A 23,793-nucleotide genomic window follows, 5' to 3' on the forward strand; every position below is an offset into this window, starting at 1 on the left:
AGCTCACAGGGCATCGGGCTGAGGGAGATAGGGAAGGAGTGCTTCCCTGTCTTCGGCCTTGAACAGGAAGTAGCCGAACCGGGAGGCGCTGTCTGTCACAGCTTCCGATGTCACAGGATGAATTTCGTATGACAGGAGGTACTCCGGGTGTTCATTTCTAAGGCGATCGAATACCGCAATATCCTTCTGACTGAAGATGAAGCGGACAGCGGCAGCTTCCTTCTTCCTGGAAGGCACAAGAATCGGTTCTTCTCCCAGTGCAATCCGGATTACCTGTTCAATAAAGTCGATCCCTGTAGAGATATTGACAAGCGAACTTCCGATGAGGTCTCCGCCCATTCTTCCGCCGATCTCAATCAGGCGGATTACTCCATCCGAATTGATCTTCAATTCGCTGTGAGAGGCGCCATTCTGAATCTTCAGAGAATCCAGTGCATGTGTGACAATTTGAATGACCCGTTTTTCTGTCTCCGGGTCTACGAAAGCCGGCTCCAGATGTCCGGTTTCGATGAAGTGCGGCGCGCCTGTCGTATACTTCTGGGTCATTGCAAGAAAGTGATGGTTTCCGCGAAAGGACAGAAATTCGACGCTGTACTCCTGTCCTGTCACAAATTCCTCGACCAGTGCCTTTTTTTCAAAACTCTCCGCTTTTGCTTCTTCGATGGCGCTTTCCAGCCCCTGCTCAGAGAAAAGCTCCGTAATTCCTCGGCTCCCGGATCGGTCGGTTGGCTTGACGATGACCGGATAGCAGAGCTTTATGCCCTCCAGGTCGGATATGGACGAGACGAGGATACTTCTGGGAGAAGGATCTCCATTCAGATCGAAGGCTTTCCGCATCAGATGCTTGTTTGTGGAAAGTTCTGTTGATTCCATGGAGTTACCCGGAAGCCCCATTTTTTCCGCAACATAGTTTACAGTAACGACTGCAAGGTCGGATGCAATCGTACAGATGCCATCGATCCCGATCTCTCTGCATTTCTCCAGAATCTTCTCTTTTTCGACGATTGAAAGCGGATAGAAGAAATCAGCTGTCCGTTCGCCGATGTCACCGGTCTTCCATGCAAACACATGGGTCTGACAACCAAGCTCCCTGGCCTTTTTGATCAGAGGCTCCTGAAGGTAGGAAGCTCCGATAATCGCAAGTTTTTTCATAGTTATTATCCTCTACTGATGGCAGATTTTTCGGTTATCTGCACTGAACGATAAACCATCGGATGATCTTTTTTCCAGCATTTTTTCTGCTGCCATGCTCCGGATGATACTGAAATGCATAGATTGGAAGGGTTTCGTGCTGGATGGCCTCGATGCATCTCTTTTTGTCAGTCGAGTACTGTGTGGCGATCAAACCATTGCCGAGCCGTTTGATAGACTGATGGTGCGCATGGAGCAGTGTGGCAGTGGGACCGAGCGTGTGGTACAGCGCGCTGGCGGGGGTCACAGAAACCTTCATCTGTTTCATCCGGTGACTCCTTCCGATGTTTTGGTACAGGGTCCCTCCGAAGTAGACATTGAGAAGCTGAAGTCCCCGGCAGACACCCAGAATGGGTTTTCGTGCACGGACAAACTGGCTGATGGCGTAAAGCTGAAGACTGTCCCGGGCAGAAGAGACATTTCTCGATCCTCTGTTTTTTTCATGGTATAGGGCAGGGTTGACATCGCCGCCACCAGGAAGCGCAAGCCCGTCGTAGGAGGCTGCGCGAATCTTCTTTTTCGTGGTGACGAGTACAGGGGTTCCGCCGTTTTTTCTGATGGACGACATGAGGGAGGCAGCATCGCTGCTGCGCCGTGTATCGACAACACAGATTCGGGGAACACTCATTGCATTTGCATGCAATGGGAACAATGGGAAGGATAATAGAAACAGAAAGCAGAACAGCATCATCAGGTGCCAGGCTCTTTTCATGGTGTGGGATAACATAGCTGAACTCCGTTTCTACGATTACAGTGTGTCAAAAGTCCTCCACCACACATGCTTGCATGCAAGTGGTGGCAGGACTTATTGACACGCCCCACATGAGGCATGAAGTGGCGCGCAGGCGGCACGAGAATGCCTCATGTGGCAGCGTGGTGGGAGTTGCGGAGCAACGAAACCACGCGTAATCATAAATGAGTGGCAAAAGGTACTTTTGACACTCATATCTTTCTATGAATTTCAAACATCAAAGATTCTACTACTGTTTTCCGGATATTTCCATGGCTGAAAATGACGGAAGTTATGTATTGGAATATTGATTAAACAAGTCCCCTTCAAGTCCGTCTCATCTTGTGTTATGATGGCTTCAGAACTTTTATTCCTGAGAGGAGGAAATGTACATGAGCAGAGAACTGTGCGCAGCTGCTTCAGCTTCTGAGGCGGTCATCATGAGGGATGCCTCATCCGCATATCTGGCCGGTGGCACAGAGCTTCTGCGCTCCGGAACAGAGCGAAGCGCAGACCGGCTGATCATGCTGAAAAACATCCCGGAGCTGAAGGGAGTCTCTGGAGAGACACCAGAGGCTGTCCGCATCGGGAGCATGACAACATTCCAGGAGGCTTTGGGATCGGACCTGGTGCCGGCGTATCTAAAGGAAGCTCTCCGGTACATGGCATCCAGAACAAAGCGGGACATGGCAACCATCGGCGGGAATGTGGCGCTCATGCGGGATGACTCTTATCTGGCGGCAACGCTGATCGCCGCGCATGCGAAGCTGGAGCTTTTGCACTGGGCAAAACCGGATTCTGGTGAATCAGTACAGGATCGGTTCGGATGCCCTGACAAGAACGGATCGGATCTGGAAGAGGCTTCACAGGTCAGAGGTGATCAGCCGGTACGCGAGGCCATCTGCATCCGGCGCTATCTGCAGCACCGGGAGGAATACCAGAAAGACCTGATCACGGCGATTATGGTCAGAACAGATATCTGCGTTGTCTCGAAGCGGTATGCAAACACAGCAGAGAGCCACTCTTATCTGACGGCAGCGATGGGATATGCGGACGGTCGTTTCAGAGTGGGCGTCTCTCTAAAGAATGCCGGGGTATTCTTCCCGAAGGAATTCTCTGACAGCCTTGGAGAGGATGAGAATGCAGAGACATTTGCGCGCTTTGCAAACAGCTGGGCAGGGCTGGACATCCCGGATGATCTGTACGGGAGCACGGCTTACAAGCGGTATCTGCTGGGGGTAACCCTTGAGAATCTGTACCGATCTCTGAAAGAGAGGATTTCATCCGGCCAAAGGACGGATGGTAGAAAGGGGGAAACGGAAGCATGAAGATATCCTGTGTGATCAACCATGTACCGAGAACCTTTGATGTAGATCCGATGATGAGCCTGCGGGAGCTGCTGGTTTCTGCGGGGCATGTCTGCGTCCGCGACTCGGACGACTCCGAGGGGTTCTGCGGAAGTGATACGGTTCTGGTTGACGGGACACCTGTCTATTCGAATCTGTATCTTGCAGGGGAGGCTGATGGCTGCGACATTCTGACACCGGACGGGCTTGGTGACGCCGGCCATCTGTCGGATGTACAGCAGGCAATGATCGATGCAGGGGTTGTGCAGAGCGCCTACAACGCACCGGCGGCGGCTTTGCTTTTGACATGGCTGCTGGAGAACAACCCGGATCCGACAAAGGAAGAGATCGAGGATGCGCTTTCAGGGATTTTTATCCGGGATGCATCATATGAGCATTACTTCCTTGCAGTTCAGCTGGTACGGGAGAGAAGAAAGCTTGGCCACTATGAGACCAAAACTGCGCCGATCTTCCGCGAGCAGCTCAGAGAGATCGGGACGCCGGACGGCAAGGTGGACGGTCCGGCACTCGTCAGCGGTCAGCGGGCGTATGTCGAGGACTATGTTTCACCTGACGCCTGTGTCCTGGTTGTCCTGCGGTCTCCCTATGCCAGCGCCTACATCAAATCGATTGACACAGCTGAGGCGGAAAAGGTTCCGGGTGTCGTGAAGATCATCACGGCGGCCAATTGTCCGGACATCTACTATATGCAGGCGGGGCAGGGGAATCCGGAGCCGTCTCCACATGACAGGAGGCTGTTTAACTGGAAGGTCCGCCATGTCGGAGACCGGGTCGCGGGGATTGTCGCGGAGACAAAGGAAGCCGCCGAGCAGGCGAAGAATCTGATTCATGTCGAGTATGAAGTGCTGAAACCGGTGCTGACTGTCGAGGAAGCCATGGCGGAAGGCGCACCGGCCGTACACAATGGTCCGGTGGAATACCGTGCCGGTGCACCGGCGGATCTGGATTCCTACAACGATCAGGCATCGAAGGATCCACGGGAAGGCAAGGTGGTCTATCAGTTCCCACTCGGCGCAGATATTCATCACAACATTGCAGCGTCCAACAGGGGCGGTATCGGGGATGTGGAGAAAGCGTTCGCAGAGGCGGACGCTGTTGTAGAGCGAACCTACCAGACCAGCCAGATCCAGCATACACCGCTGGAGCCGCATGTCTGCTTCGCAAGAATGGAGGGCGGCCGTCTGACCGTCTATGCGTCCACCCAGGTGCCGTATCACGTGCGCAGGATTGTGGGCTGGGTCACGGGGCTGCCCGAGAACCGGATTCATGTTGTCAAGACCAGAGTCGGCGGCGGCTATGGCTCGAAGCAGGATATCCTGGTCGAGGATCTGACTGCATATGCGGCCTACGTGACGGGACGGCCGGTTTACTGCAGAAATACCAGGGAAGAGGAATTCATTGCCTGCTCGACCCGTCATCCGATGCGGATGCGTGTGAAGATGGCCGGTATGAAGGACGGGCGGATCACCGGCATCTTCATGGAAGTGCGCGCCAACACCGGTCCATACGGAAACCATTGCCTGACCGTCCCGATGAACAGCTGCTCCAAGACGCTGCCGCTGTTCAAGTGTCCGAATATGGCATACGACCTGAAGGTTTACTACACCAACACGCCGCCGGCCGGCGCCTATCAGGGATATGGGACGCCGAAGGGCAACTATGCGCTGATGATGGCAATGGCGGAGCTTGCAGACAAGCTCGGCTGCGACTACAAAGAAATGGTCCTGAAGAACCATGTCGAGACAGGATACCGGCTGGATATCCTGAAAGGACTTGGTGAAGGCCGGGAGGGCAATGTGGTTCCGGTCGGCTCCTGCGGCCTCAGGGAGGCAATTTTAAAAGGCTGCGATATGATCCGCTGGGGCGTCAGGGAGCAGTCTGACGATCCGGATGTCAGGATTGGAAAAGGCTTTGCCATGATCATGCAGGGCAGCGGTCTGCCGGGGCTGGATCATGCCGAGGCGATTGCCAAGATGGAGACAGACGGGACAGTGATTCTTAACAGTGGGTGTGCCGACATCGGGACAGGGCTGGACACTGTCTGCGCCAAGATTGTCAGCGAGGTTATGTGCATGCCGATGGAGCATGTGACGGTTCTGTCAGGGGACACCGACGCAGCCGCATTTGACACCGGTTCCTATGCGTCCTCCGGTACGTTCTTCAGCGGAAATGCGGCACTGGATGCGGCAAAGAAGCTGAAGGAGGGGGTGTTGAAAGAGGCAGCGCTTCAGCTCGGGGAGGAGGAGACCGACCTTGATCTCCGGATGCCGGGCGAGGTGTTCTCGAGGAAGACCGGTGCAGTACTCAGCTATGGGGAGCTCTCCCACACGGCCTGCAGCGGAAGCGGCAGAGGGATGGTTGTCGCGCATGGTTCGTATGTGACAACGGCATCCTCCGTGCCGTACGGCGCTCACTTTGCAGAGGTGGCTGTCAACGTCCGTACCGGGGAGATCAAAGTCCGGAAGTTCTACGCACTTCAGGATGCCGGAACACCGATCAATCCGGAGCTGGCGCTCTGCCAGATGTACGGTGCAGCGCTCAAGTCAATCGGTCATACTCTCTATGAGGGGATGATTCTTGACAAGAACGGCGTCTGTCTGAATGCCAATATGACGGATTACGGCGTACCGATGGTCTGGGAGCAGCCGGATGATTTCAAGGCAGTGCTGATCGATGTAAATGATGAATACGGGCCGTTCGGCGCCAAATCCATATCCGAGATTGCCTGCAACGGCGCGGCGCCGGCCATCGGGATTGCAATCCATGACGCCTGCGGCGTCTGGATGGACAGCTGGCCGATGACGCCGGAGAAGATTCTCAGAAAACTTGGAAAAATCTGAAACAAACCAGAACCCTGTGAAAGAGGCTTCCTGTGCAGCGGGAAGCCTCCCTGTGCAGCGGGAAGTATGGCATGGTTTGCAGAACCGTGGCCTCGCAAATCATTGAAAAACGCAAAACGTACATCGTAAAACATGGTCGTAAAACATAACAAAAAAGTACTTGCAAATTTTGGGGAGAGCCGATATAATGGCAACGTTGCTGAGGAGTGAGAACAATTCGTGACGGACTCTGTTCCGAGGCGGCGTTTATACTAAGCCGGATTAGCTCAGTTGGTAGAGCGACGCATTCGTAATGCGTAGGTCCCCGGTTCAAGCCCGGGTTCCGGCTTAAAGTGAGAGGCTGCATGTGCAAGTGTTTATGTTGCACATGCAGCCTTTTCTGGTTTCTGTAAAACACCCTGAAAATAATTTTACCACACATTTTGCCAAAAAAATTATAGACACATTTTGTTCATAATTGTATAAAAATGCGTATCATGATTATATGATTATATTTATACAACCCATACCATTGAGTGCGATTTTTCTATATTTTTTCAAAAACCGAATCTAACTTTTTGTTAGGATTCTTACCTGGGAGACAACTGCTGCATCGGGGACGATCGGCACCGGCTGAGGTAAGGAGGAATCGATTTGCAGAATAGACAGAAAAGAGCGATAGCGATCCGCATGGGCTGCATGCTGGTCCTGTTTTGCGTGATGTGCCGTTTTATTCCGTATACCGATGATGATCTTCGGTGGGGGAGCGCGATGGGAGTGTCGCGTTTGAAAAATTTTTTTGATGGATACGGGGGACGATATCTGGGCTACCTGATTATTATGACATTGACCAGGTCCGAGATTCTGAAAACCGTTTTCATGGGCGCAGTGCTGACGCTGCTGTGCTTTCTGGTCCGGGAGATCTCCGGGTATGAATATGCGGATCTGCTGACGGCGGCGGCCCTGTTCCTTTCGCCGCTTCCGATGTTCAGCCAGACGGTCGGCTGGGTCTCCGGCTATGCCAATTATGTGACCAGCGTAACCTTTACGATGATCTATATGGCCTGGTTCCTCCGGTTTTTGAAGCAGAAAGAGCCGAAAAAATGCGTGGTGCAGGTAGCTTTGCTGGCACTTCTGGGGCTGGCGAACACCCTGATCGTGGAACACTTTACCATCTACAACGTAGTACTGGCCGCTGTGACGGCTGTATATTCATATCGGAAGTTTGGGAAAAGAGGGAAACGAATCGTCTGTCTGCAGCCCCTGGGATATCTGCTGGGCTGTCTGGCAGGAGCGGCGTGGATGTTTTCAAACAGCGCTTATCGGCAGGTGGCGGATGGGACAGACTGGTACCGTCAGGTAGACGGAGACAATCTGGTGAAGACGATGTTCAAGGGGATTGGGCGAATCTGCGTGTTCGGCTATTGTTCCTGGACGTTCTTGCACGTGTTGCTCTTTGTTCTATTTCTGCTTTTTGCATTCGGGAAAAGGAATGAGCTTGGCCGGGGAAAACGGCTGGCGGCGGTATGCTGTGCCGGAACGGAAGGAATCATGGCTCTGTTCTCCGCGGCTGTAGGACTTCGATCAGGCCGTATGCCTGCGAAGGGCCTGTGGTCACTCGTCGGAACAGGCCTGTGCATTCTTTCGGTCGCAGCGCTCCTCATTACCTCCATAATACTGCTGAGGGTGCGTGAAAACTTTGGAAGAATCCTGTTCCTGATCCTGAGTATTTGTCTGGTGGACGGGCCGTTTATAGTGGTCAAACCGATCACCCCGAGAGTCTTTTTTGGAGCGTACGTATTTCTGGTGCTGATCAGCTGCATGCTGGTGGAAACACTTCCGGATAAGAGCAGAAGAGTGTGGAGAAGCAGGACAGCCGGGATGATCCTGGGGCTGGCAGCGGCTGGACTTTGCCTGTATGATACCTGTATCTACCGGCAGATCGATCGGGCGGACCGGCAGCGGCTGGAACAGATCCGGCAGCAGGCAGAAGAAGGCACAAAAACAGTGGTTCTGCACCCGCTCGAGTATGAGGAATATGTTCATGACATCAGCGCAGTCGAAAAAAAGAACGTGAGAGGATATAAGAGTTTTTACGGTCTGCCGGAGGATCTGGAGATTCTGCCAGATGAAAGTGACTAAAAAGACGGATCAATTGCTGAACCAACGGAGGTTTCACACTGATGAAGTATACTGCTATTGAAAAGGAGCTTCCGGCTCATGAGCTGGAGGCAGATTTTGAACGTGCACAGAAAATTGAAAAGTGGAGGATTGGAGAAAAGGCGCTGTTTCAGACAAACGGCTTGTTTTCAATAAAATATCTTCCATTTTCATCCATCATAAAGGCGTATCCGCACGATTTTCAGATCAAGGGAGGATGCAGCTGCGCAGGAACCTATCCTTCACGGGGCGTCGTTATCGCATATGGAAATGACGGAATCCTGAAGCTCATTCCGAACCGGGAAAAGGAGGCTGACGAATTGATCGCGGCAATCAAGTCCAGGATTCCCGACCTGGATACAGAGATCCCGGAGCGCTATCGGAATGAGACAAGAGAGAAGTATTAATGACATCTGGATAAACGATTTGAAATGTTACAGGATAATTAAGAAAAATTACGGTTGATTTAAGAAAGTCAATCGCCTATTATAATGTTTGGTATTTGCTGCGCTTGTCTGATTTTTCGGAGGGAGCTTCATGCGTTCATTCATAAACAGAATGGTCTGTTTTCTGATCGTGGGACTCATGGCAGTGTCAGGTACATTTCCAGCTATGGCGGCGGATGATCCCACATGGCCGAGTCTGCAGCAATCGCAGGCAGAATTCCCGGCTGCTCAGGATACGGATGTTAACACGGATATGGGAATCGTGATGGCAGAAAACGTGAAGATCCCATCCAAGGTGAAGAGGCTGGTCAGAAAATACACGAAGGAAAAGGGAAAGACGATCTACTTTGCGTCGCCTTTTTGCCAGGTAGTCCGCAACAGGTCCGTTCAACTGACAATAAACAAAGAGGCAGCAGGCGTGACTTTTAAGTCATCCAAGCCGAAGGTGGCGCGTGTCAGTAAAAAGGGCGTGCTGTCCACCTATAAGCGCGGTTATACCGTGATCACGGCTACCTGGAAGAAAAAGACCTGTCATATGGTGGTTTATGTGATTCCTTCCAGGGGGGCTCTGGATGCCAGTGTGAAATCCAGGATCATTTCTGCGAAGAACATCAAGAATGCCGGAAGTCAGAGAAACCAGGTGTCTTCTTCCAGAAGGAAGAAAACAATCCTGCTTGCCGGGAGTTCTTCCGCAGATCGGTGGCGGTCCGTTTCCCAGGCGTTTTCGGGCTTTAATGTAGTGAACAACGCGATTGGGGGCACAACGGCACAGGAATGGATGACCTTATACAAGAAGCTGATCATACCCTATCATCCTGATGCGGTGATTCTTCTTGTTGGCAGCAATGATATTGGCAGTACCGGAAGGATTCGTGGGGAAACATGTGCTGAGAGGGTTCAGAATCTGATTGCTTCTATCAGACGGGATCTGGGAGATCATGTTCCGGTTTTTTACATGTCCATCCCGGTTACGCCAAGCCGGAAGAAAGCCTGGCCGCAGGAAAAAACAGCCAACAGACTGATCAAAAAGTACTGCAGTGAGACGGATAATGTGTTTTACATTGATCTTGCGTCGAAGTTCCTGGATAAAAATGGAAAACCGAAGGCATCTTATTTTGCATCCGACAGGCTTCACCCAAGCAGCAAGGGTTATCAGGTCTATAACAGTGTTGTTTCGAAACTAGTGAAAAAGGTATTGAATGGAGGAGAAAAAAGATGAAAGACAGGATACTGAATATTCTGAAGAGCATGGATGATTCTGTTGACTATGTGTCCGAGACAAAGCTGATCGACGACAAGGTAATCGATTCCCTGACGCTGACTGCGCTCATCTCGGAGCTGGAAAGCGAGTTCAACATTGAAATCGATATGGACGATATTGTACCGGAAAATTTCAACTCGGTCGATGCGATGACAGAACTGGTTGAAAGACTTCAGGACGAGCAGTGAGAGAGCTGAGATGACTTTCATATCGTTTTATTTTCTGGTATTTTTGACAGCTGTCGCGGTTGTTTACTTTATTGTACCGGCGAAGGCACGATGGGTTGTTCTTCTGGCAGCGAGTCTTATATTTTATGCAAAGGCAGGCCTGTCATACCTGCCTTTTATGATGGGCACGGCAGCCATTACTTACGTCGGTGCACGGATGATCTCTGGCATTCATGAAAGAGCAGCGCTTGCACTGGCTTCTGAAGAAAGAAAAGACGAGAAAAAGGCGATCCGCAGGAAAGAGAAGCGTTCGGCTAGAAAAGTCATGTGGATCGTTGTCGCGGTGGTTCTTGCATATCTCATATATACAAAATTTGCCCGGAAAGTGGCGGCGCTGTTCTTCTCTGCTGCTTCGGGTGGAAGCCCTGCACTGACAGTCATTATCCCGCTTGGAATTTCCTATTATACATTTTCCACGATCGGGTATGTCCTGGATGTATATTGGAAGAGATATCCGGCTGAGAAGAACTTCTTCCGCTATCTTCTGTATGTCTGCTATTTTCCGCATATTCTTCAGGGACCGATTGCCCGGTATGACAGGCTGGGCTTTCAGTTCAGAGAGCTTCACTACTTTGATTACAGGAGAGTGTGCTTTGGCGTACAGCTCGCCTTATGGGGAGTCTTTCAGAAGCTCGTGATTGCGGACCGGTTCGGCCCGTTTGTGACGAATGTTCTGGCAAATTATCAGAATGCGTCAGGCAGTCTGCTGCTTTTTACGATGTTCCTGTATGCGGTGCAGTTGTATACAGATTTTTCTGGCTGTGTTGACATTGCCAGAGGAATGTCGCAGATCTTCGGAATTGAGATTGAACAGAATTTCCGGCAACCCTACTTTGCAACGAGCGTTGATGATTTCTGGAGAAGATGGCATATTACACTCGGCGCCTGGTTCCGCGATTATCTGTATATGCCTGTATCGATCTCCGGATTCGTGAAGAAGTTTTCGAGAGCCATGCGGAAAAAATTTGGCGCTGTTGCAGGACAGAATACGACGACGGTCTGCGCATTGATTCTCGTCTGGATTGCAACGGGGCTCTGGCATGGGACGGGCTGGAATTACATGCTCTGGGGAGCCTGGCAGGGCGGGATCATCATTCTGAGTGTCATTCTGAAGCCAGTGTATCCGAGGATGCTGAAGGTGCTTCACTTTGATCCAGATTCCCCTGAGTTCCATGTTTTCCGGATCCTCAGAACATTCCTCCTGTGTGGGATTATTCCGAGAACGTTTGTGAAGGCGCCTTCCCTTGGGGCAGCTGCGGTGATTTTGAAAAAAATGCTGACGAGTCCTGGTCTTGGTGTGTTCCGGCATACAGTCTTTACTTATGGGCTGGGGAAAATAGAGTTTTTGATCGGTTTTGCAGGGCTTTTTCTTCTATTCCTGACTTCGGTAATGAAGGAGCGGGGATGGCAGATCAGGGCGCATCTGGCCGGAAGGAATCTTGTTTTCCGGTGGAGCATCTATCTTTTCCTCTTTTTCTTTGTCATTCTGTGTGGAAAGTATGGCCCGGGATACAATGCAGCGTCCTTTATTTATATGGGCTTTTAAGCAAGTAACGGATGGAGGTGTACGGTGTTTACTTCAGTGTTGTCGATTTTCAGGGAAGCTGCGAAGAATTCTCCAGATGCACTCTGCATCGTTGATGCAGACGGGGAGCATACCTATGGGCAGATGATGAGAGATGCAGAGGGAGCAGCAGCGTTCCTTCGCGCAAAAGGAGCAGATCTCGAAAGATGTGTCATAGCTTCGTATGATGGAAAGGCACATTACCTGTCACTTGAAATCGCCTGCTGGCTGATCGGCGCGATTTTTGTTCCTGTAGAGGATGATGCAGCAGATGAGCGGATTCTCAGTATCTATCAGGAGACGGATCCGGTATTGTTTGTATCAGACCGAAAGCCTGCTTCGGAGGACCTGAACAGAATAGCGGCCTCTTATGTGGAACTGTCAGAAGGTGAACCGGTAAGGGACGCTGTGTACTATGTGCCGACCGGAGAAGAAACTGCCGAGATCCTTTTCACAACCGGGACGACTGGAAAGTCAAAGGGTGTGGAGCTGACCCATGCGAATGATGTTGCGCTTGCCCAGAATGTTGCGGAAGGGGTTCATATGCGCGATGGAAACAGGGAGCTGATCCCCCTGCCGCTCAGCCATGCCCATGCGATCCGTACACTCTATGCGATTTATTCCAAACATGGAGCAGCGCTTCTTGTCCGCGGTGTGACACAGGTGCGCAGAATCTATGAATTGATGAGGGATTATCATGCGACGGCGATTGATCTTTCACCAACTGCGGCATCGGTGCTCCTCAAGCTTTCAAGAGGAAGATTTTCGGAGTTTGCCGGTCAGCTGGACTATGTGCAGGTCGGGACTGCTTACCTGAATGACGAGATCAAGGAAAATTTGAGAGCAACATTTCCAGGGACACGACTTTACAATTGTTATGGCTCTACAGAGTCCGGGAGAAGCTGTTTTCTGGATTTTTCCGGGAATGAAGACAGGAAGCATTGCATCGGCAAACCGGCTGTGAACGCGCAGTTCTTCGTGACGAATGCAAACCACGAAATCATTCATTCTGATGAAAAGCATACAGGACTGATTGCGACCAGAGGCGCCATGAATATGAAGGGCTACTGGAAGCAGAAGGAACTGACAGAAAGCGTTATGAAGGATGGGTATATCTTCTCAAAGGACGAGGGATATATCGATGACAAGGGATATGTCTATGTCCTCGGAAGAGCTGACGATGTCATCAATTTCCGCGGGATCAAGATTGCGCCTGACGAAATAGAGGAGGTGGCAGCAGACTACCCGGGGATTCTGGACTGTGCCTGCATTGCAAAGCCAGACAAGGTTTCAGGAGAGGTTCCGATTCTGGTCGTGGATACGGACGAGGAAACATTCGACCACAAGGCGATGATGCAGTATCTGCGCAGACGTGTGGATCCGGACAAGATACCTCAGAAGATTGTGATCTGCCATCAGATACCGCGGTCTTATAACGGAAAACTGCAGAGGAAGAAGCTTGCGTCAGAACTGCTTGAGGGAGATAAGGTCATTTGAGGATGAAAGAAGTGACACAAAACAGGAAGAAACCGATCACGGCGCCGCAGCTGGTGAAGATTATTGTTTTTCTGGTTGTGACGGCGCTGATCTTTCAGTTTCTGACGTTGCTTTATGACCGGCCGAAGTCCTATCGTCTGTATGATTACGAGAACCTCCCGGAGAATACGGTTGACGCGGTTGTGATCGGTGCAAGCACGGTATACCGCTATTATGATTCAATGGAAGCATGGGAAAAGTATGGCATTTCTTCCTATGCGTATGGGATTGCCGGGGCTGTCGGGGAGAATACCATTTTTTCACTGAAGGATCTGCTCAAACACCAGAGCCCCAAGGTTGCCCTGATCGAGGTGAGAGGATTTCTTGGTTCACGATCCATGAACGGTATGACGACAAACATGTATCGTTATATCAAGAACTATGCGAATCCGTTCAAGAGATGGGAAATCCTGAATCATTATAATAAGATGACAGGAATCCGCTTTTCATCTGATCAGCTGTCGTATTATCTGACATTGATCATGAATCATGAGAATTACTGGCGGCTTTTTGACAGTTCTAACTGGAAGCGAGTGATCAAGGGTGGCAAGAGAGATTTTTCCGCTGTCGATGCCAGTCAGTTTATGGGATATGCGATAGGAGACCGGGTTGTGCCCCAGAGTGCGATCCCGTATGACGAGCACTATCAGACAAAACTGGCACAAGGGGGAGAGAATGCGCTCCGGGAGCTGCTCAGCTACTGCAGGAAGATTGGGCAGGAGGTTATCCTTGTTGCGTCACCGTACGCCTATACACAGGATGATATGGGAGAACTGAATGCAGTTACAGCAATCGCGCAGGAGTACAATGTTCCGTTCCTGAATGCAAATAAGGATCAGGAAAAGCTCGGAATTGATTCTTCTACGGATTATTATGATGCGCATCATACCAATCTGCTTGGGGCCGTGAAGTACACGGACTATCTGCTGGATTATCTGACACAGCACTATCAGTTTACGGATCACCGCGGGGATGAGGCTTATGTGGTCTGGGAACAGGAAGATGCCCAGTATCGGCCGGCAAAGGAGGCAGCGCTTGCTTCTCTGGATACCCAGATCCAGGCGGCCGCTGCCGGACAGGAAACAGGGGAAGAAGCTGCCGGCACCTCTGCATCAGATGAAATAAATTCCGGGAATCAGACAGTAACGTCTGCAGAGGGGAATTTGTCCGATGACGAGGAAGACTGATCTTTTTTGAGATTGACATACTTTGTGATATTCGATATAAACGGAGATGACAGTTCTGTTATCTCCGTTTCTGTTTTCAGCTCTATATATGATTCTTTCGAATCAATCGACTTTCAGGATTCATGGAAACTTCAGGACACTGATATTACGACTTGACAGGGATGACGTTTCTCTGTAATATTAGGATCGAACATTAGTTCGAAAAAACAAGACTGACTGTGTACAGGAGAAAGATATGGCAAAGGCAACGAAGAATACTGCATCGATGGCTGAAGCAGGCGATGTGAACGCGGAGAAGATGAAAGCGCTGGACGCAGCACTGTCCCAGATAGAGAAAGCATACGGAAAGGGCTCCGTTATGCGGCTGGGGGACAGCGGCACGAACATGAATGTTGAAACCGTCCCGACGGGATCCCTGAGCCTGGATATTGCGCTGGGGCATGGCGGGATTCCGAGAGGAAGAATTGTTGAGATCTACGGGCCGGAGTCATCCGGAAAGACAACAGTCGCGCTTCACATGGTGGCGGAAGTGCAGAAGAGAGGCGGTATTGCCGGCTTTATTGATGCCGAACATGCGCTGGATCCGGTCTATGCGAAGAACATCGGAGTGGATATTGATAATCTGTATATTTCTCAGCCGGATAACGGGGAGCAGGCGCTTGAGATCTGCGAAACGATGGTCCGCAGCGGAGCCGTCGACATTATTATTGTCGACTCGGTTGCAGCACTGGTTCCGAAGGCGGAGATTGATGGCGATATGGGGGATTCCCATGTCGGACTTCAGGCCAGGCTGATGAGCCAGGCGCTTCGCAAGCTGACAGGTGTGATCAGCAAGTCCAACTGCATTGTGATCTTTATCAATCAGCTTCGGGAGAAGGTTGGTGTGATGTTCGGGAACCCGGAGACAACGACAGGCGGCCGAGCACTGAAGTTCTACTCTTCCGTACGACTGGATGTCAGAAGGATCGAGGCTATTCGCCAGCAGGGGGATGTGATTGGAAACCGTACCAGGATCAAGGTTGTGAAGAACAAGATTGCTCCGCCGTTCAAGGAAGCGGAGTTTGATATCATGTTTGGGAGGGGCATATCCAGAGAGGGAGATGTACTGGATCTGGCTGCAAATGTCGGCATTGTGGCCAAGAGTGGAGCCTGGTATGCCTATGAAGGAAACAAAATCGGGCAGGGACGTGAGAACGCAAAGCAGTTCCTCGCTGATCACCCGGAGTTGATGGAAGAGATCTCCCATAAGGTCCGTGTCCATTATGGAATCGATCCGGACGGCGAAGAACAGGGTGAACAGAAGACACAAAGCGATACACAACCTTCGTTACCTTCGGAAGAGCCGGAGGCGTTCCGAATGGAAGAGGAATCAGCTGACAGAGAGTGAGAAACTGAACATTTCCGGGGAGATGCCATCGTGAATAGGATGAGCCGGAGATGCAGGAAAAAGCGTGCGGGGAGTGGAGAAGGCGGATGATTGCAGCGGAAATCCTCAGGATGACAGATCGAAAAAGAAAGATTGTGCTTGAGGACGAAAGTTCATTTGTACTCTATGCAGGTGAGCTCAGGAAATACCATATCCGTGAGGGAGAAGAGATTCCGGAAGAAGTTCTGGAAGAGATCCATGACGATGTGCTCGTCAAAAGGGCAAAGCTCAGGTGCATGAATCTTCTGAAAACCTCTGACAGAACGGTCCACCAGCTTCGCGACAGGCTCAGACATGACGGATACCCGGAGGAGATCGCAGAAAAAGCGCTTGCATATGTGGCTTCCTACCATTATACAGATGACGAACGGTATGCAGAAAATTACATTCGCCACCAGTCGGGAAGAAAAAGCAGAAAAGTGATCGTACTGGAGCTCGAGAAAAAAGGGGTGGACTCAGATGTGATTCGTGAGGCATATTCTGCTGTCGGACAAGAGAATCAAGCAAACGCTCCTTTTCTACAGGGTTCAGCAGACGTTGGAGCAATCCGAAAGCTGGTTCGGAAAAGGGGATATGATGCCGCGCATGCATCCTGGGATGAGCAGCAGAAGCTGACAGGCTACCTGATGCGGAAGGGATTTGAAGCTGCGGACATAAGAAGTGTGCTGCGGGAGCTTCAGGGACAGGACTGAATCTGACCGGGATTGGCCATCAGGGAACAGTGGTTTGTGCATGATTACTGGTTGCATGGTGGCCAGACCGAAAATTTCCGCCAGCTTGACACAGCCTGTGAAAAAAAGTACAATAATAGAAGTTGTAGTTACATGACAACTAAATATTGTAAGGAGGTGCTCCTGTGCCGATTGCGTTAGCTGTTTTAATCGCTGTTGCAATCACACTGGCAATCGCAGTCCCTCTGACTTCAAAAACCGTAATCCGCCGCCGCGAAGAAGCAGATAAAGCGACCATTGGCAATGCGGAAGAGAAGGCAAGAAAGATTGTTGATGATGCGCTGAAGCTCTCAGAGACAAAGAAACGTGAAGCCCTTGTCGAAGCGAAGGAAGAGTCTCTCCGGATTAAGAATGAGTCCGAGAGAGAAGCAAGAGATCGCCGCGCCGAGGTGCAGCGCCTTGAAAAGCGGGTCATGGCGAAAGATGAGGCCGCTGACAAGAAGACAGAAGCTCTGGAGCGTCGCGAGAGCAGTGTGGCAGCAAGAGAGGAAGAGCTGAAAAAGAAGCAGTCCGCAGCAGACAAGCTGCTCGGGCAGAGACAGCAGGAACTCGAGCGAATTTCGGGTTTGACCTCCGACCAGGCAAAAGAATATCTTTTAAAATCTGTTGAAGAAGAAGCAAAGACAGACGCTGCAAAGCTTTACAAGGAGCTGATTAACCAGACGAAAGAGGACGCGGCCAGAAAGGCCAAGGAGTATGTCGTCCAGGCGATTCAGCGCTGTGCAGCGGACACGGTCGCGGAAGCAGCTATCTCAGTTGTACAGCTGCCGAACGACGAGATGAAGGGTCGTATTATCGGCCGGGAAGGCCGCAATATCCGGGCAATTGAGACGTTGACCGGTGTGGACCTGATTATTGACGATACTCCGGAGGCTGTCGTTCTTTCAAGCTTTGATCCGATCCGCCGTGAGGTGGCTCGTATTGCACTTGAAAAACTGATTGTGGACGGGCGGATTCATCCGGCCAGAATCGAGGAGACAGTCGAGAAGGCGAAGAAGGAAGTAGAGAACGAGATCCGTGAAGCCGGCGATGAGGCTTGCCTTGAGGTAGGTGTACACGGCATTCATCCGGAGCTGGTAAAGCTGCTGGGAAGAATGAAGTTCAGAACCAGCTACGGTCAGAATGCGCTGAAGCACTCCATTGAGGTGGCGCATCTTTCCGGTCTGCTTGCTTCTGAGATTGGAGTCGATGTCCGGCTGGCGAAGAGAGCCGGGCTTCTGCATGACATTGGAAAGTCCATCGATCACGAGGTGGAAGGAACACATGTGCAGATCGGTGCCGATCTCTGCCGGAAGTACAAGGAGAATCAGATCGTCATCAACGCTGTGGAGTCTCACCATGGCGACGTAGAACCGGAATCTCTGATTGCCTGTATTGTGCAGGCTGCAGATACAATTTCTGCGGCTCGTCCAGGGGCAAGAAGGGAAACCCTCGAAACATACACCAACAGACTAAAGCAACTGGAAGATATTGCGAACGGCTTCAAGGGAGTAGAGAAGTCATTTGCCATTCAGGCCGGAAGAGAAATTCGTATTATGGTTGTTCCGGATCAGGTTAGTGATGCAGATATGACGTTCCTTGCCAGGGACATTGCAAAGCAGATCGAATCCGAATTGGAGTATCCGGGACAGGTGAAGGTCAGTCTTATTCGTGAATCCCGTGTTGTGGATTATGCAAAGTAAGTGAGACCTCCTGCTGATCAGATTTTTCAGTCACTCAGGAAACAGACCGCCGCAGAGATGCGGCGGTTTTTCTTTCAAAAATATTTCTAAAATATCAATCTGTTCGGAAAATGTTCTTTTATATTCCCAATATCACGATACATATTTGAAAAATACATCGGTTGTGCTATAATCCGCTCCATAACAGGGCTCATACTTTGCCGTGATAGCTTGATAAATCGACAGCATAAGAAAGTGTATGGGCCAGTGAATACAGAGGGCTGAACAGCCGGCAAAGAGAGGGGAAGTATGGGTTCAATATCATCGCAGGTCGGAATCATCATTGCAATCATCGCCTATCTGGTTGGGATGCTGCTGATCGGGTTTATTACTTCGAAAAAGAACAGCAGTGTCGGGGATTTTTACCTGGGCGGCAGACAGCTTGGACCGCTGGTCACAGCGATGAGCGCAGAAGCGTCGGATATGTCAAGCTGGCTGCTGATGGGGCTGCCGGGACTCGCCTACCTGTCGGGGTTGGCGGAACCTTTCTGGACTGCGATTGGCCTTGCTGCGGGAACCTACCTGAACTGGCTGTTTGTTGCAAGGAGATTTCGCAATTACACAGTTGAAGCAGGGGATGCGATCACGGTTCCGGAATATTTTTCCAACCGGTATGGGGACAGGAAGAAGATTCTGACGCTGATAGCGGCCCTCATCATCGTGATCTTCTTTATTCCATACACGGCATCCGGGTTTGCTGCGATCGGGAAACTGTTTGCTTCCTTGTTCTCTCTGGACTACCATGTCAGCATGATTGTCGGGGCCCTGATTGTCATCGGATATACGATGACGGGCGGCTTTCTGGCGGCCAGCCTGACGGATCTCATACAGAGCATCATTATGACCATTGCGCTGATTGTCGTCCTTGTATTTGGAATCAGCCAGGCAGGAGGATGGGCTGCAGTCGTATCCAACGCTCAACAGCTGAGCGGGCATCTGTCCCTCTTCAGAAGTCATATTCCGGATGCCCATAACTTCTGGGCACTGGGAACCTCAGGACCATACTCTGCTCTTACGATTGTTTCCACGCTGGCGTGGGGACTTGGATATTTTGGAATGCCGCATATCCTTCTGCGGTTTATGGCGATCAGGGATGAGAAGAAGCTGAAGCTGTCACGAAGAATTGCAAGCGTGTGGGTTGTCATTGCGATGGGGACAGCGATCCTGATTGGAATCATCGGCCTGGGAATGAGCAGGGCAGGCACAATCGAGGTACTTCCGGATTCCAGTGCAGCTGAGACCGTCATTGTACGGATTGCTCACAGACTCAGCGAATTTGGATTCGGACCGGCACTCATTGCAGGTGTGATTTTGTCCGGAATCATCGCATCGACCATGTCTACTTCTGATTCTCAGCTTCTGGCGGCTTCCTCTTCTGTATCGAAAGATATCGTCAGCGGTTTTCTGAATCGGAAGATGAACGCGAAGGGGGAGATGCTGATCGCAAGGCTGACGCTTGGTATCATAGCCGCTATTGGAATTGTTCTGGCATGGAATCCAAACAACTCGGTTTTCAGGATTGTCAGTTTTGCATGGGCGGGATTCGGTGCAGCATTCGGACCTGCTGTCCTGTTGTCTCTGTACTGGAGACGATCCAACAGGCAGGGCACGCTTTGCGGGATGGCAGCGGGAGGAGCCATGGTTTTTGTCTGGAAATTCCTTGTACGTCCGCTGGGCGGCGGATTTGATATCTACGAGCTTCTCCCGGCATTTCTGATTTCCTGCCTTGTCAATGTGGTTGTTAGTCTTCTGACACCTGCGCCCGATCAGACCATCACGGATGTTTTTGACAAGGTTGCCCATATGTGATAGAAAGAGGGGCGTATATCAGGGAAGATATAAAAGGAGAATTTATGAAGAAGCATATTGCATTGGGACTTATTGCCGGAACGGCGGCTGCGGCCATAATGCTTTCCGGATTCGACTCTGCCATGACCGTGCAGGAACTGCACAGAAAGAGTCAGGAGGCACAGGCAGCGAAAAACAGTGCGACGGTATCGATGCAGATGGAAGCGGATGCTGCCCTTCAGATTGGGACGGAATCGTCGACTGCCACGAAGGCATCCTTAAACGGCAACGCAGATCTGACGATTTCGTATACACTGGATCCTTTCCAGATGAAGATGGAAGGGAATGTGAAGGGAACCGCACTGGGGAATACTGTCGACGCAAAGCTGTCAGAGTATTTTGTGACGGATGATGACGGAAGCGGTATCATCTATGCGAATCTCGATACGGGGAATGGCGGAAGCTGGGAAGCGTCAAGAATTGGAAAAGATCAGATGCGGACGGTCAAGGAAGCTCTGGCGGCATCAAAATCAGGCGATTACAGCAAGCTTAAGGAGCAGGGATTCGATGCACAGGCACTGCTCGATCAGGTTGAGAAGGTAACAACTCTGACGCCTGAGGCGGTCACGGCCGGCAATCAGGAATGCTACGAGATGACGTCCACGATCAGCGGCAGTCTTTTATCCGGGATGCTTACGGATGTCATGAATTCCAGCCTTTCAAATGCATCCGGTGATGGTCTGGACGACCAGAAACGCCAGATTGCGGAGACCATCCTGAAGTCGCTGTCTGTCGTCACAAAGGAGGACTACAATACAGAGACGTTCCTTCCGGTACATATGGAGATGGATCTGAGCGGGAGCGATTTCTCCGGACTGGTCAGCAGGATTGAGTCCCTCATCAAGGCAGGATATACTGGCTCCACATCAGAGCCGCCCCAGCTTTCTGTCACAGTGAATACATTGAGGGCGTCAGCGGATTACGATTTTGACACGCCGGTTTCCATCGAGGTGCCGGAGGATGCCAGGAACACGCCGGTCAGCGAGTCTGGACTGTCTGCAGATGCAGTCAAAGACAAAGCAGCCGGGACCGGCGCCGATCAGCTGACACCCGGCACGGACAGTCAGCAGGAAACCTGAATCGGGGGCTGAAATCGGACACAAGGCAGCGATGCCCCGGGGATCAGTCAGCCGGGGTGCGGCATTCAGGGCTGAGAGAGCAGTAAACATCAGGCGGGGACAAAGAAGTTCTCCGCCTGTTTTTTTTCCCGGAACGAACTTTGGCCCGACGGTGGAATGCAGAAAGAACAGCTGATCGAAAGACTGAACAGGATAGACAGATAGATAACAGATAGATAATAGAAGGGCAGAGCAGGGAAGATGAAGTCTATGACAATCGAACAGGCAGAGAAACTGATCACTCCAGGTGGGAAGTGGGTGATGCTTGACATCAGGAGCCAGGAGGAGTTCCTGAGGAGCAGTTATCCGGAAGCGCTCTCAATTCCGCAGAGGCAGTTTGAAGACGACCCGGAAGGCAGTATATCGAGACTTGACAGGGAAAAGAGCTACCTGGTCATGTGCCATACGGGAGACCACAGCAGGGACATTGTCAGCCTGCTTCAGGACCATGGCATTGATGCGGCAAACCTGGATGGCGGCTGGAGAGCTTATCTTTGTCTGAGTCTTCAGCGGTTCATGGAGGAGGATCAGGATGAGAAGCGCTCGGAGAAGACTGCTGCAATCGAGAGAAGCATTATAAAAAGGTTCAGAAAAACGGTGTGGTCGCCCTTTACAAAGGCGGTCAAGGATTATCAGCTGATACAGGAGGGAGACCGGATTGCCTGCTGTATATCCGGCGGGAAGGATTCCTTTCTGATGGCAAAGCTGCTGCAGGAACTGCAGAAACATGGGCCTGTCCAGTTTGAGCTGGTATTTCTGTGCATGAACCCCGGGTACAATGAAGACAACTGGCAGATAATAAAAGACAATGCGAAAATACTGGGTATCGATCTGACCGTTTTCAATACGGAGATTTTTGATACGGTTGCGGAGATTGATAAAAATCCATGTTATCTCTGTGCGAGAATGAGACGCGGATACCTCTACAGTCATGCAAAGGAGCTTGGCTGCAACAAGATCGCGCTGGGTCATCATTATGATGACGTGATTGAGACGATTCTGATGGGCATGCTGTACGCCGGAAAAGTTGAGACAATGATGCCGAGACTGAAGAGCCAGCATTTCGAAGGGATGGAGCTGATCCGCCCTCTGTATCTCATCAGGGAGAAGGACATTAAGGCCTGGAGGGATGCCAATGAACTGAACTTCATTCAGTGTGCCTGCCGCTTCACGGAAAACTGCCTGAGCTGCGGCGGCGCGCGCGGATCCAAGCGGGATGATGTCAAGCGGCTGATTGCAGACCTGGCCAGACAGGATCCGGTGATTGAGGCGAATTTGTTCAGAAGCGTTGAGAATGTCAGCCTGAATGCAGTGATTGGCTACAAGGACAGAGAAGGTGTTAGACATTCATTTCTGGAGGAATTCTGATAAAATCTATAAAACATACTTGACATATATATATTATCCGACTTATAATGCAGTCAATGAAACAAAAGTCAATGAAACAAAAACAACAGCAGATGACATAGACTTGCAGCAAATAAGGAGGATTCAGAGATGGGAAAGGTTTACCAGGGCACGCTGGAGCTGATTGGAAACACACCGCTTGTGGAGTTTGCCAATATCGAGAAGGAGCTTGGCCTTGAGGCAAAGATTCTGGCAAAGCTTGAGTATTTCAACCCGGCAGGTTCTGTCAAGGATCGTATCGCAAAGGCGATGATTGAGGATGCCGAGAAGAGGGGGCTGCTGAAGGAGGGCTCTGTCATCATCGAGCCGACCTCCGGGAACACGGGGATCGGACTGGCTTCGATCGCGGCGGCTAAGGGATACAGAATCATTCTCACGATGCCGGAGACGATGAGTGTTGAGAGAAGAAATATTCTGAAGGCTTATGGCGCGGAGATTGTCCTGACAGAGGGCTCAAAAGGAATGAAGGGTGCCATTGCGAAGGCAGATGAGCTTGCAAAGGAGATTCCGGGAAGCTACATCCCGGGGCAGTTCACCAACCCGGCTAACCCGGCAGCACACAGAGCAACAACGGGTCCGGAGATCTGGAATGACACGGATGGACAGGTCGACTTCTTTGTGGCTGGAATCGGCACAGGCGGAACCCTGACAGGTGTCGGCGAGTATCTTAAGAGTCAGAAGCCGGAGGTCAAGGTGATTGCGGTGGAGCCGGCAGGTTCCCCGGTTCTTTCTCAGGGAAAGGGCGGACCGCACAAAATTCAGGGAATCGGAGCCGGTTTTGTACCGGATACGCTGAATACGAAGATCTACGACGAAATCCTGACAGTCGAGAATGATGCAGCGTTTGAACGCAGCAAGCTTGTCGCAAGAAAGGAAGGCGTTCTGGTCGGCATTTCTTCCGGCGCAGCACTGGATGCAGCTATCAGGCTTGCGCAGCGCCCGGAGAACAGGGGAAAGACAATCGTGGCACTTCTTCCGGATTCCGGAGACCGCTATTACTCGACTCCGCTTTTTCAGCAGTGATTGAAACGTAATCTGATAATCGTTGTTTATA

General features: G+C 51.1%; 18 protein-coding genes and 1 tRNA gene. 17 read left to right on the forward strand and 2 right to left on the reverse strand.

What is annotated here, in order from left to right; genetic code table 11:
• Window positions 1-3: 3 nt before the first annotated feature.
• Both FYJ35_RS10925 and FYJ35_RS10930 read right to left on the reverse strand, forming a co-directional pair.
• Window positions 4-1,152, reverse strand: coding sequence for an ATP-grasp domain-containing protein (locus FYJ35_RS10925; RefSeq protein WP_154526463.1), 1,149 nt, complete (start codon window positions 1,150-1,152; stop codon window positions 4-6).
• A 34-nt stretch (window positions 1,153-1,186) separates the two neighbouring features.
• Window positions 1,187-1,819 carry a gamma-glutamyl-gamma-aminobutyrate hydrolase family protein gene (locus FYJ35_RS10930; protein ID WP_205839814.1) on the reverse strand — a complete coding sequence of 211 codons (633 nt, stop codon included), beginning with the start codon at window positions 1,817-1,819 and terminating at the stop codon, window positions 1,187-1,189.
• 494 nt (window positions 1,820-2,313) lie between these two features.
• Here FYJ35_RS10930 and FYJ35_RS10935 point away from each other — a divergent pair, with 494 nt between their 5' ends.
• The 17 genes from FYJ35_RS10935 to cysK all read left to right on the forward strand — a co-directional run bounded on the left by FYJ35_RS10935 (window position 2,314) and on the right by cysK (window position 23,762).
• Window positions 2,314-3,249 carry an FAD binding domain-containing protein gene (locus FYJ35_RS10935; protein ID WP_205839815.1) on the forward strand — a complete coding sequence of 312 codons (936 nt, stop codon included), beginning with the start codon at window positions 2,314-2,316 and terminating at the stop codon, window positions 3,247-3,249.
• On the forward strand, window positions 3,246-6,128 hold the full coding sequence (locus FYJ35_RS10940) for a molybdopterin-dependent oxidoreductase Mo/Fe-S-binding subunit (protein WP_154526469.1): 2,883 nt from the start codon (window positions 3,246-3,248) through the stop codon (window positions 6,126-6,128). Before FYJ35_RS10935 ends, FYJ35_RS10940 begins: the two co-directional genes overlap by 4 nt.
• Window positions 6,129-6,383: 255 nt before the next feature.
• A tRNA-Thr gene (locus tag FYJ35_RS10945) sits at window positions 6,384-6,456 on the forward strand.
• A 305-nt stretch (window positions 6,457-6,761) separates the two neighbouring features.
• Window positions 6,762-8,249, forward strand: a complete 1,488-nt coding sequence (locus tag FYJ35_RS10950; RefSeq protein WP_154526471.1) for a DUF6056 family protein — start codon at window positions 6,762-6,764, stop codon at window positions 8,247-8,249.
• A gap of 41 nt (window positions 8,250-8,290) precedes the next feature.
• Entirely contained in the window at window positions 8,291-8,674 is a 384-nt protein-coding gene (locus FYJ35_RS10955; protein WP_154526473.1) for a DUF6709 family protein, read from the forward strand.
• Between the two features lie 130 nt (window positions 8,675-8,804).
• Window positions 8,805-9,932, forward strand: coding sequence for a GDSL-type esterase/lipase family protein (locus FYJ35_RS10960; RefSeq protein ID WP_154526475.1), 1,128 nt, complete (start codon window positions 8,805-8,807; stop codon window positions 9,930-9,932).
• The gene (locus FYJ35_RS10965; RefSeq protein ID WP_154526477.1) at window positions 9,929-10,162 is read left to right on the forward strand and encodes an acyl carrier protein; all 234 of its coding nucleotides are present in this window, start codon (window positions 9,929-9,931) and stop codon (window positions 10,160-10,162) included. The genes FYJ35_RS10960 and FYJ35_RS10965 overlap by 4 nt, the downstream gene beginning before the upstream one ends.
• A 10-nt stretch (window positions 10,163-10,172) precedes the next feature.
• Window positions 10,173-11,747: an MBOAT family O-acyltransferase gene (locus FYJ35_RS10970; protein WP_154526479.1), complete on the forward strand. Its 1,575-nt coding sequence runs from the start codon at window positions 10,173-10,175 to the stop codon at window positions 11,745-11,747.
• Between the two features lie 24 nt (window positions 11,748-11,771).
• Window positions 11,772-13,262 carry a class I adenylate-forming enzyme family protein gene (locus FYJ35_RS10975; RefSeq protein WP_154526481.1) on the forward strand — a complete coding sequence of 497 codons (1,491 nt, stop codon included), beginning with the start codon at window positions 11,772-11,774 and terminating at the stop codon, window positions 13,260-13,262.
• Window positions 13,259-14,488 (forward strand): hypothetical protein, encoded by a 1,230-nt coding sequence (locus FYJ35_RS10980; protein ID WP_154526483.1) that lies wholly within the window; start codon window positions 13,259-13,261, stop codon window positions 14,486-14,488. The genes FYJ35_RS10975 and FYJ35_RS10980 overlap by 4 nt, the downstream gene beginning before the upstream one ends.
• Before the next feature lie 235 nt (window positions 14,489-14,723).
• On the forward strand, window positions 14,724-15,875 hold the full coding sequence (recA, locus tag FYJ35_RS10985) for a recombinase RecA (RefSeq protein WP_328597081.1): 1,152 nt from the start codon (window positions 14,724-14,726) through the stop codon (window positions 15,873-15,875).
• A gap of 50 nt (window positions 15,876-15,925) precedes the next feature.
• Entirely contained in the window at window positions 15,926-16,606 is a 681-nt protein-coding gene (locus FYJ35_RS10990; protein WP_154526485.1) for a regulatory protein RecX, read from the forward strand.
• A gap of 164 nt (window positions 16,607-16,770) precedes the next feature.
• On the forward strand, window positions 16,771-18,327 hold the full coding sequence (gene rny / locus FYJ35_RS10995) for a ribonuclease Y (protein WP_277067116.1): 1,557 nt from the start codon (window positions 16,771-16,773) through the stop codon (window positions 18,325-18,327).
• Between the two features lie 288 nt (window positions 18,328-18,615).
• Window positions 18,616-20,175, forward strand: a complete 1,560-nt coding sequence (locus tag FYJ35_RS11000) for a sodium/proline symporter (protein ID WP_154526487.1) — start codon at window positions 18,616-18,618, stop codon at window positions 20,173-20,175.
• A 44-nt stretch (window positions 20,176-20,219) separates the two neighbouring features.
• A complete protein-coding gene (locus tag FYJ35_RS11005; RefSeq protein WP_154526489.1) occupies window positions 20,220-21,293 on the forward strand; it encodes a DUF6612 family protein in 1,074 nt (357 codons plus the stop codon).
• A gap of 240 nt (window positions 21,294-21,533) precedes the next feature.
• Entirely contained in the window at window positions 21,534-22,700 is a 1,167-nt protein-coding gene (locus FYJ35_RS11010; RefSeq protein WP_154526491.1) for an ATP-binding protein, read from the forward strand.
• Between the two features lie 129 nt (window positions 22,701-22,829).
• Complete coding sequence (cysK, locus tag FYJ35_RS11015) at window positions 22,830-23,762, forward strand: cysteine synthase A (RefSeq protein WP_154526493.1); 933 nt, start codon at window positions 22,830-22,832, stop codon at window positions 23,760-23,762.
• Window positions 23,763-23,793: the final 31 nt, after the last annotated feature.

It is taken from the genome of Porcincola intestinalis, assembly GCF_009696445.1.
GTDB classification, from domain to species: Bacteria; Bacillota; Clostridia; order Lachnospirales; family Lachnospiraceae; genus Porcincola; species Porcincola intestinalis.

Coding starts and splice junctions, on each gene's coding strand:
- FYJ35_RS10940 (WP_154526469.1), top strand. CDS start 3,246: ATGAAGATATCCTGTGTGATCAACCATGTACCGAGAACCTTTGATGTA.
- FYJ35_RS10970 (WP_154526479.1), top strand. CDS start 10,173: ATGACTTTCATATCGTTTTATTTTCTGGTATTTTTGACAGCTGTCGCG.
- FYJ35_RS10955 (WP_154526473.1), top strand. CDS start 8,291: ATGAAGTATACTGCTATTGAAAAGGAGCTTCCGGCTCATGAGCTGGAG.
- FYJ35_RS10990 (WP_154526485.1), top strand. CDS start 15,926: ATGCAGGAAAAAGCGTGCGGGGAGTGGAGAAGGCGGATGATTGCAGCG.
- FYJ35_RS11010 (WP_154526491.1), top strand. CDS start 21,534: ATGAAGTCTATGACAATCGAACAGGCAGAGAAACTGATCACTCCAGGT.
- FYJ35_RS10925 (WP_154526463.1), bottom strand. CDS start 1,152: ATGAAAAAACTTGCGATTATCGGAGCTTCCTACCTTCAGGAGCCTCTG.
- FYJ35_RS10930 (WP_205839814.1), bottom strand. CDS start 1,819: ATGAGTGTTCCCCGAATCTGTGTTGTCGATACACGGCGCAGCAGCGAT.
- FYJ35_RS11005 (WP_154526489.1), top strand. CDS start 20,220: ATGAAGAAGCATATTGCATTGGGACTTATTGCCGGAACGGCGGCTGCG.
- recA (WP_328597081.1), top strand. CDS start 14,724: ATGGCAAAGGCAACGAAGAATACTGCATCGATGGCTGAAGCAGGCGAT.
- cysK (WP_154526493.1), top strand. CDS start 22,830: ATGGGAAAGGTTTACCAGGGCACGCTGGAGCTGATTGGAAACACACCG.
- FYJ35_RS10960 (WP_154526475.1), top strand. CDS start 8,805: ATGCGTTCATTCATAAACAGAATGGTCTGTTTTCTGATCGTGGGACTC.
- FYJ35_RS11000 (WP_154526487.1), top strand. CDS start 18,616: ATGGGTTCAATATCATCGCAGGTCGGAATCATCATTGCAATCATCGCC.
- FYJ35_RS10965 (WP_154526477.1), top strand. CDS start 9,929: ATGAAAGACAGGATACTGAATATTCTGAAGAGCATGGATGATTCTGTT.
- FYJ35_RS10935 (WP_205839815.1), top strand. CDS start 2,314: ATGAGCAGAGAACTGTGCGCAGCTGCTTCAGCTTCTGAGGCGGTCATC.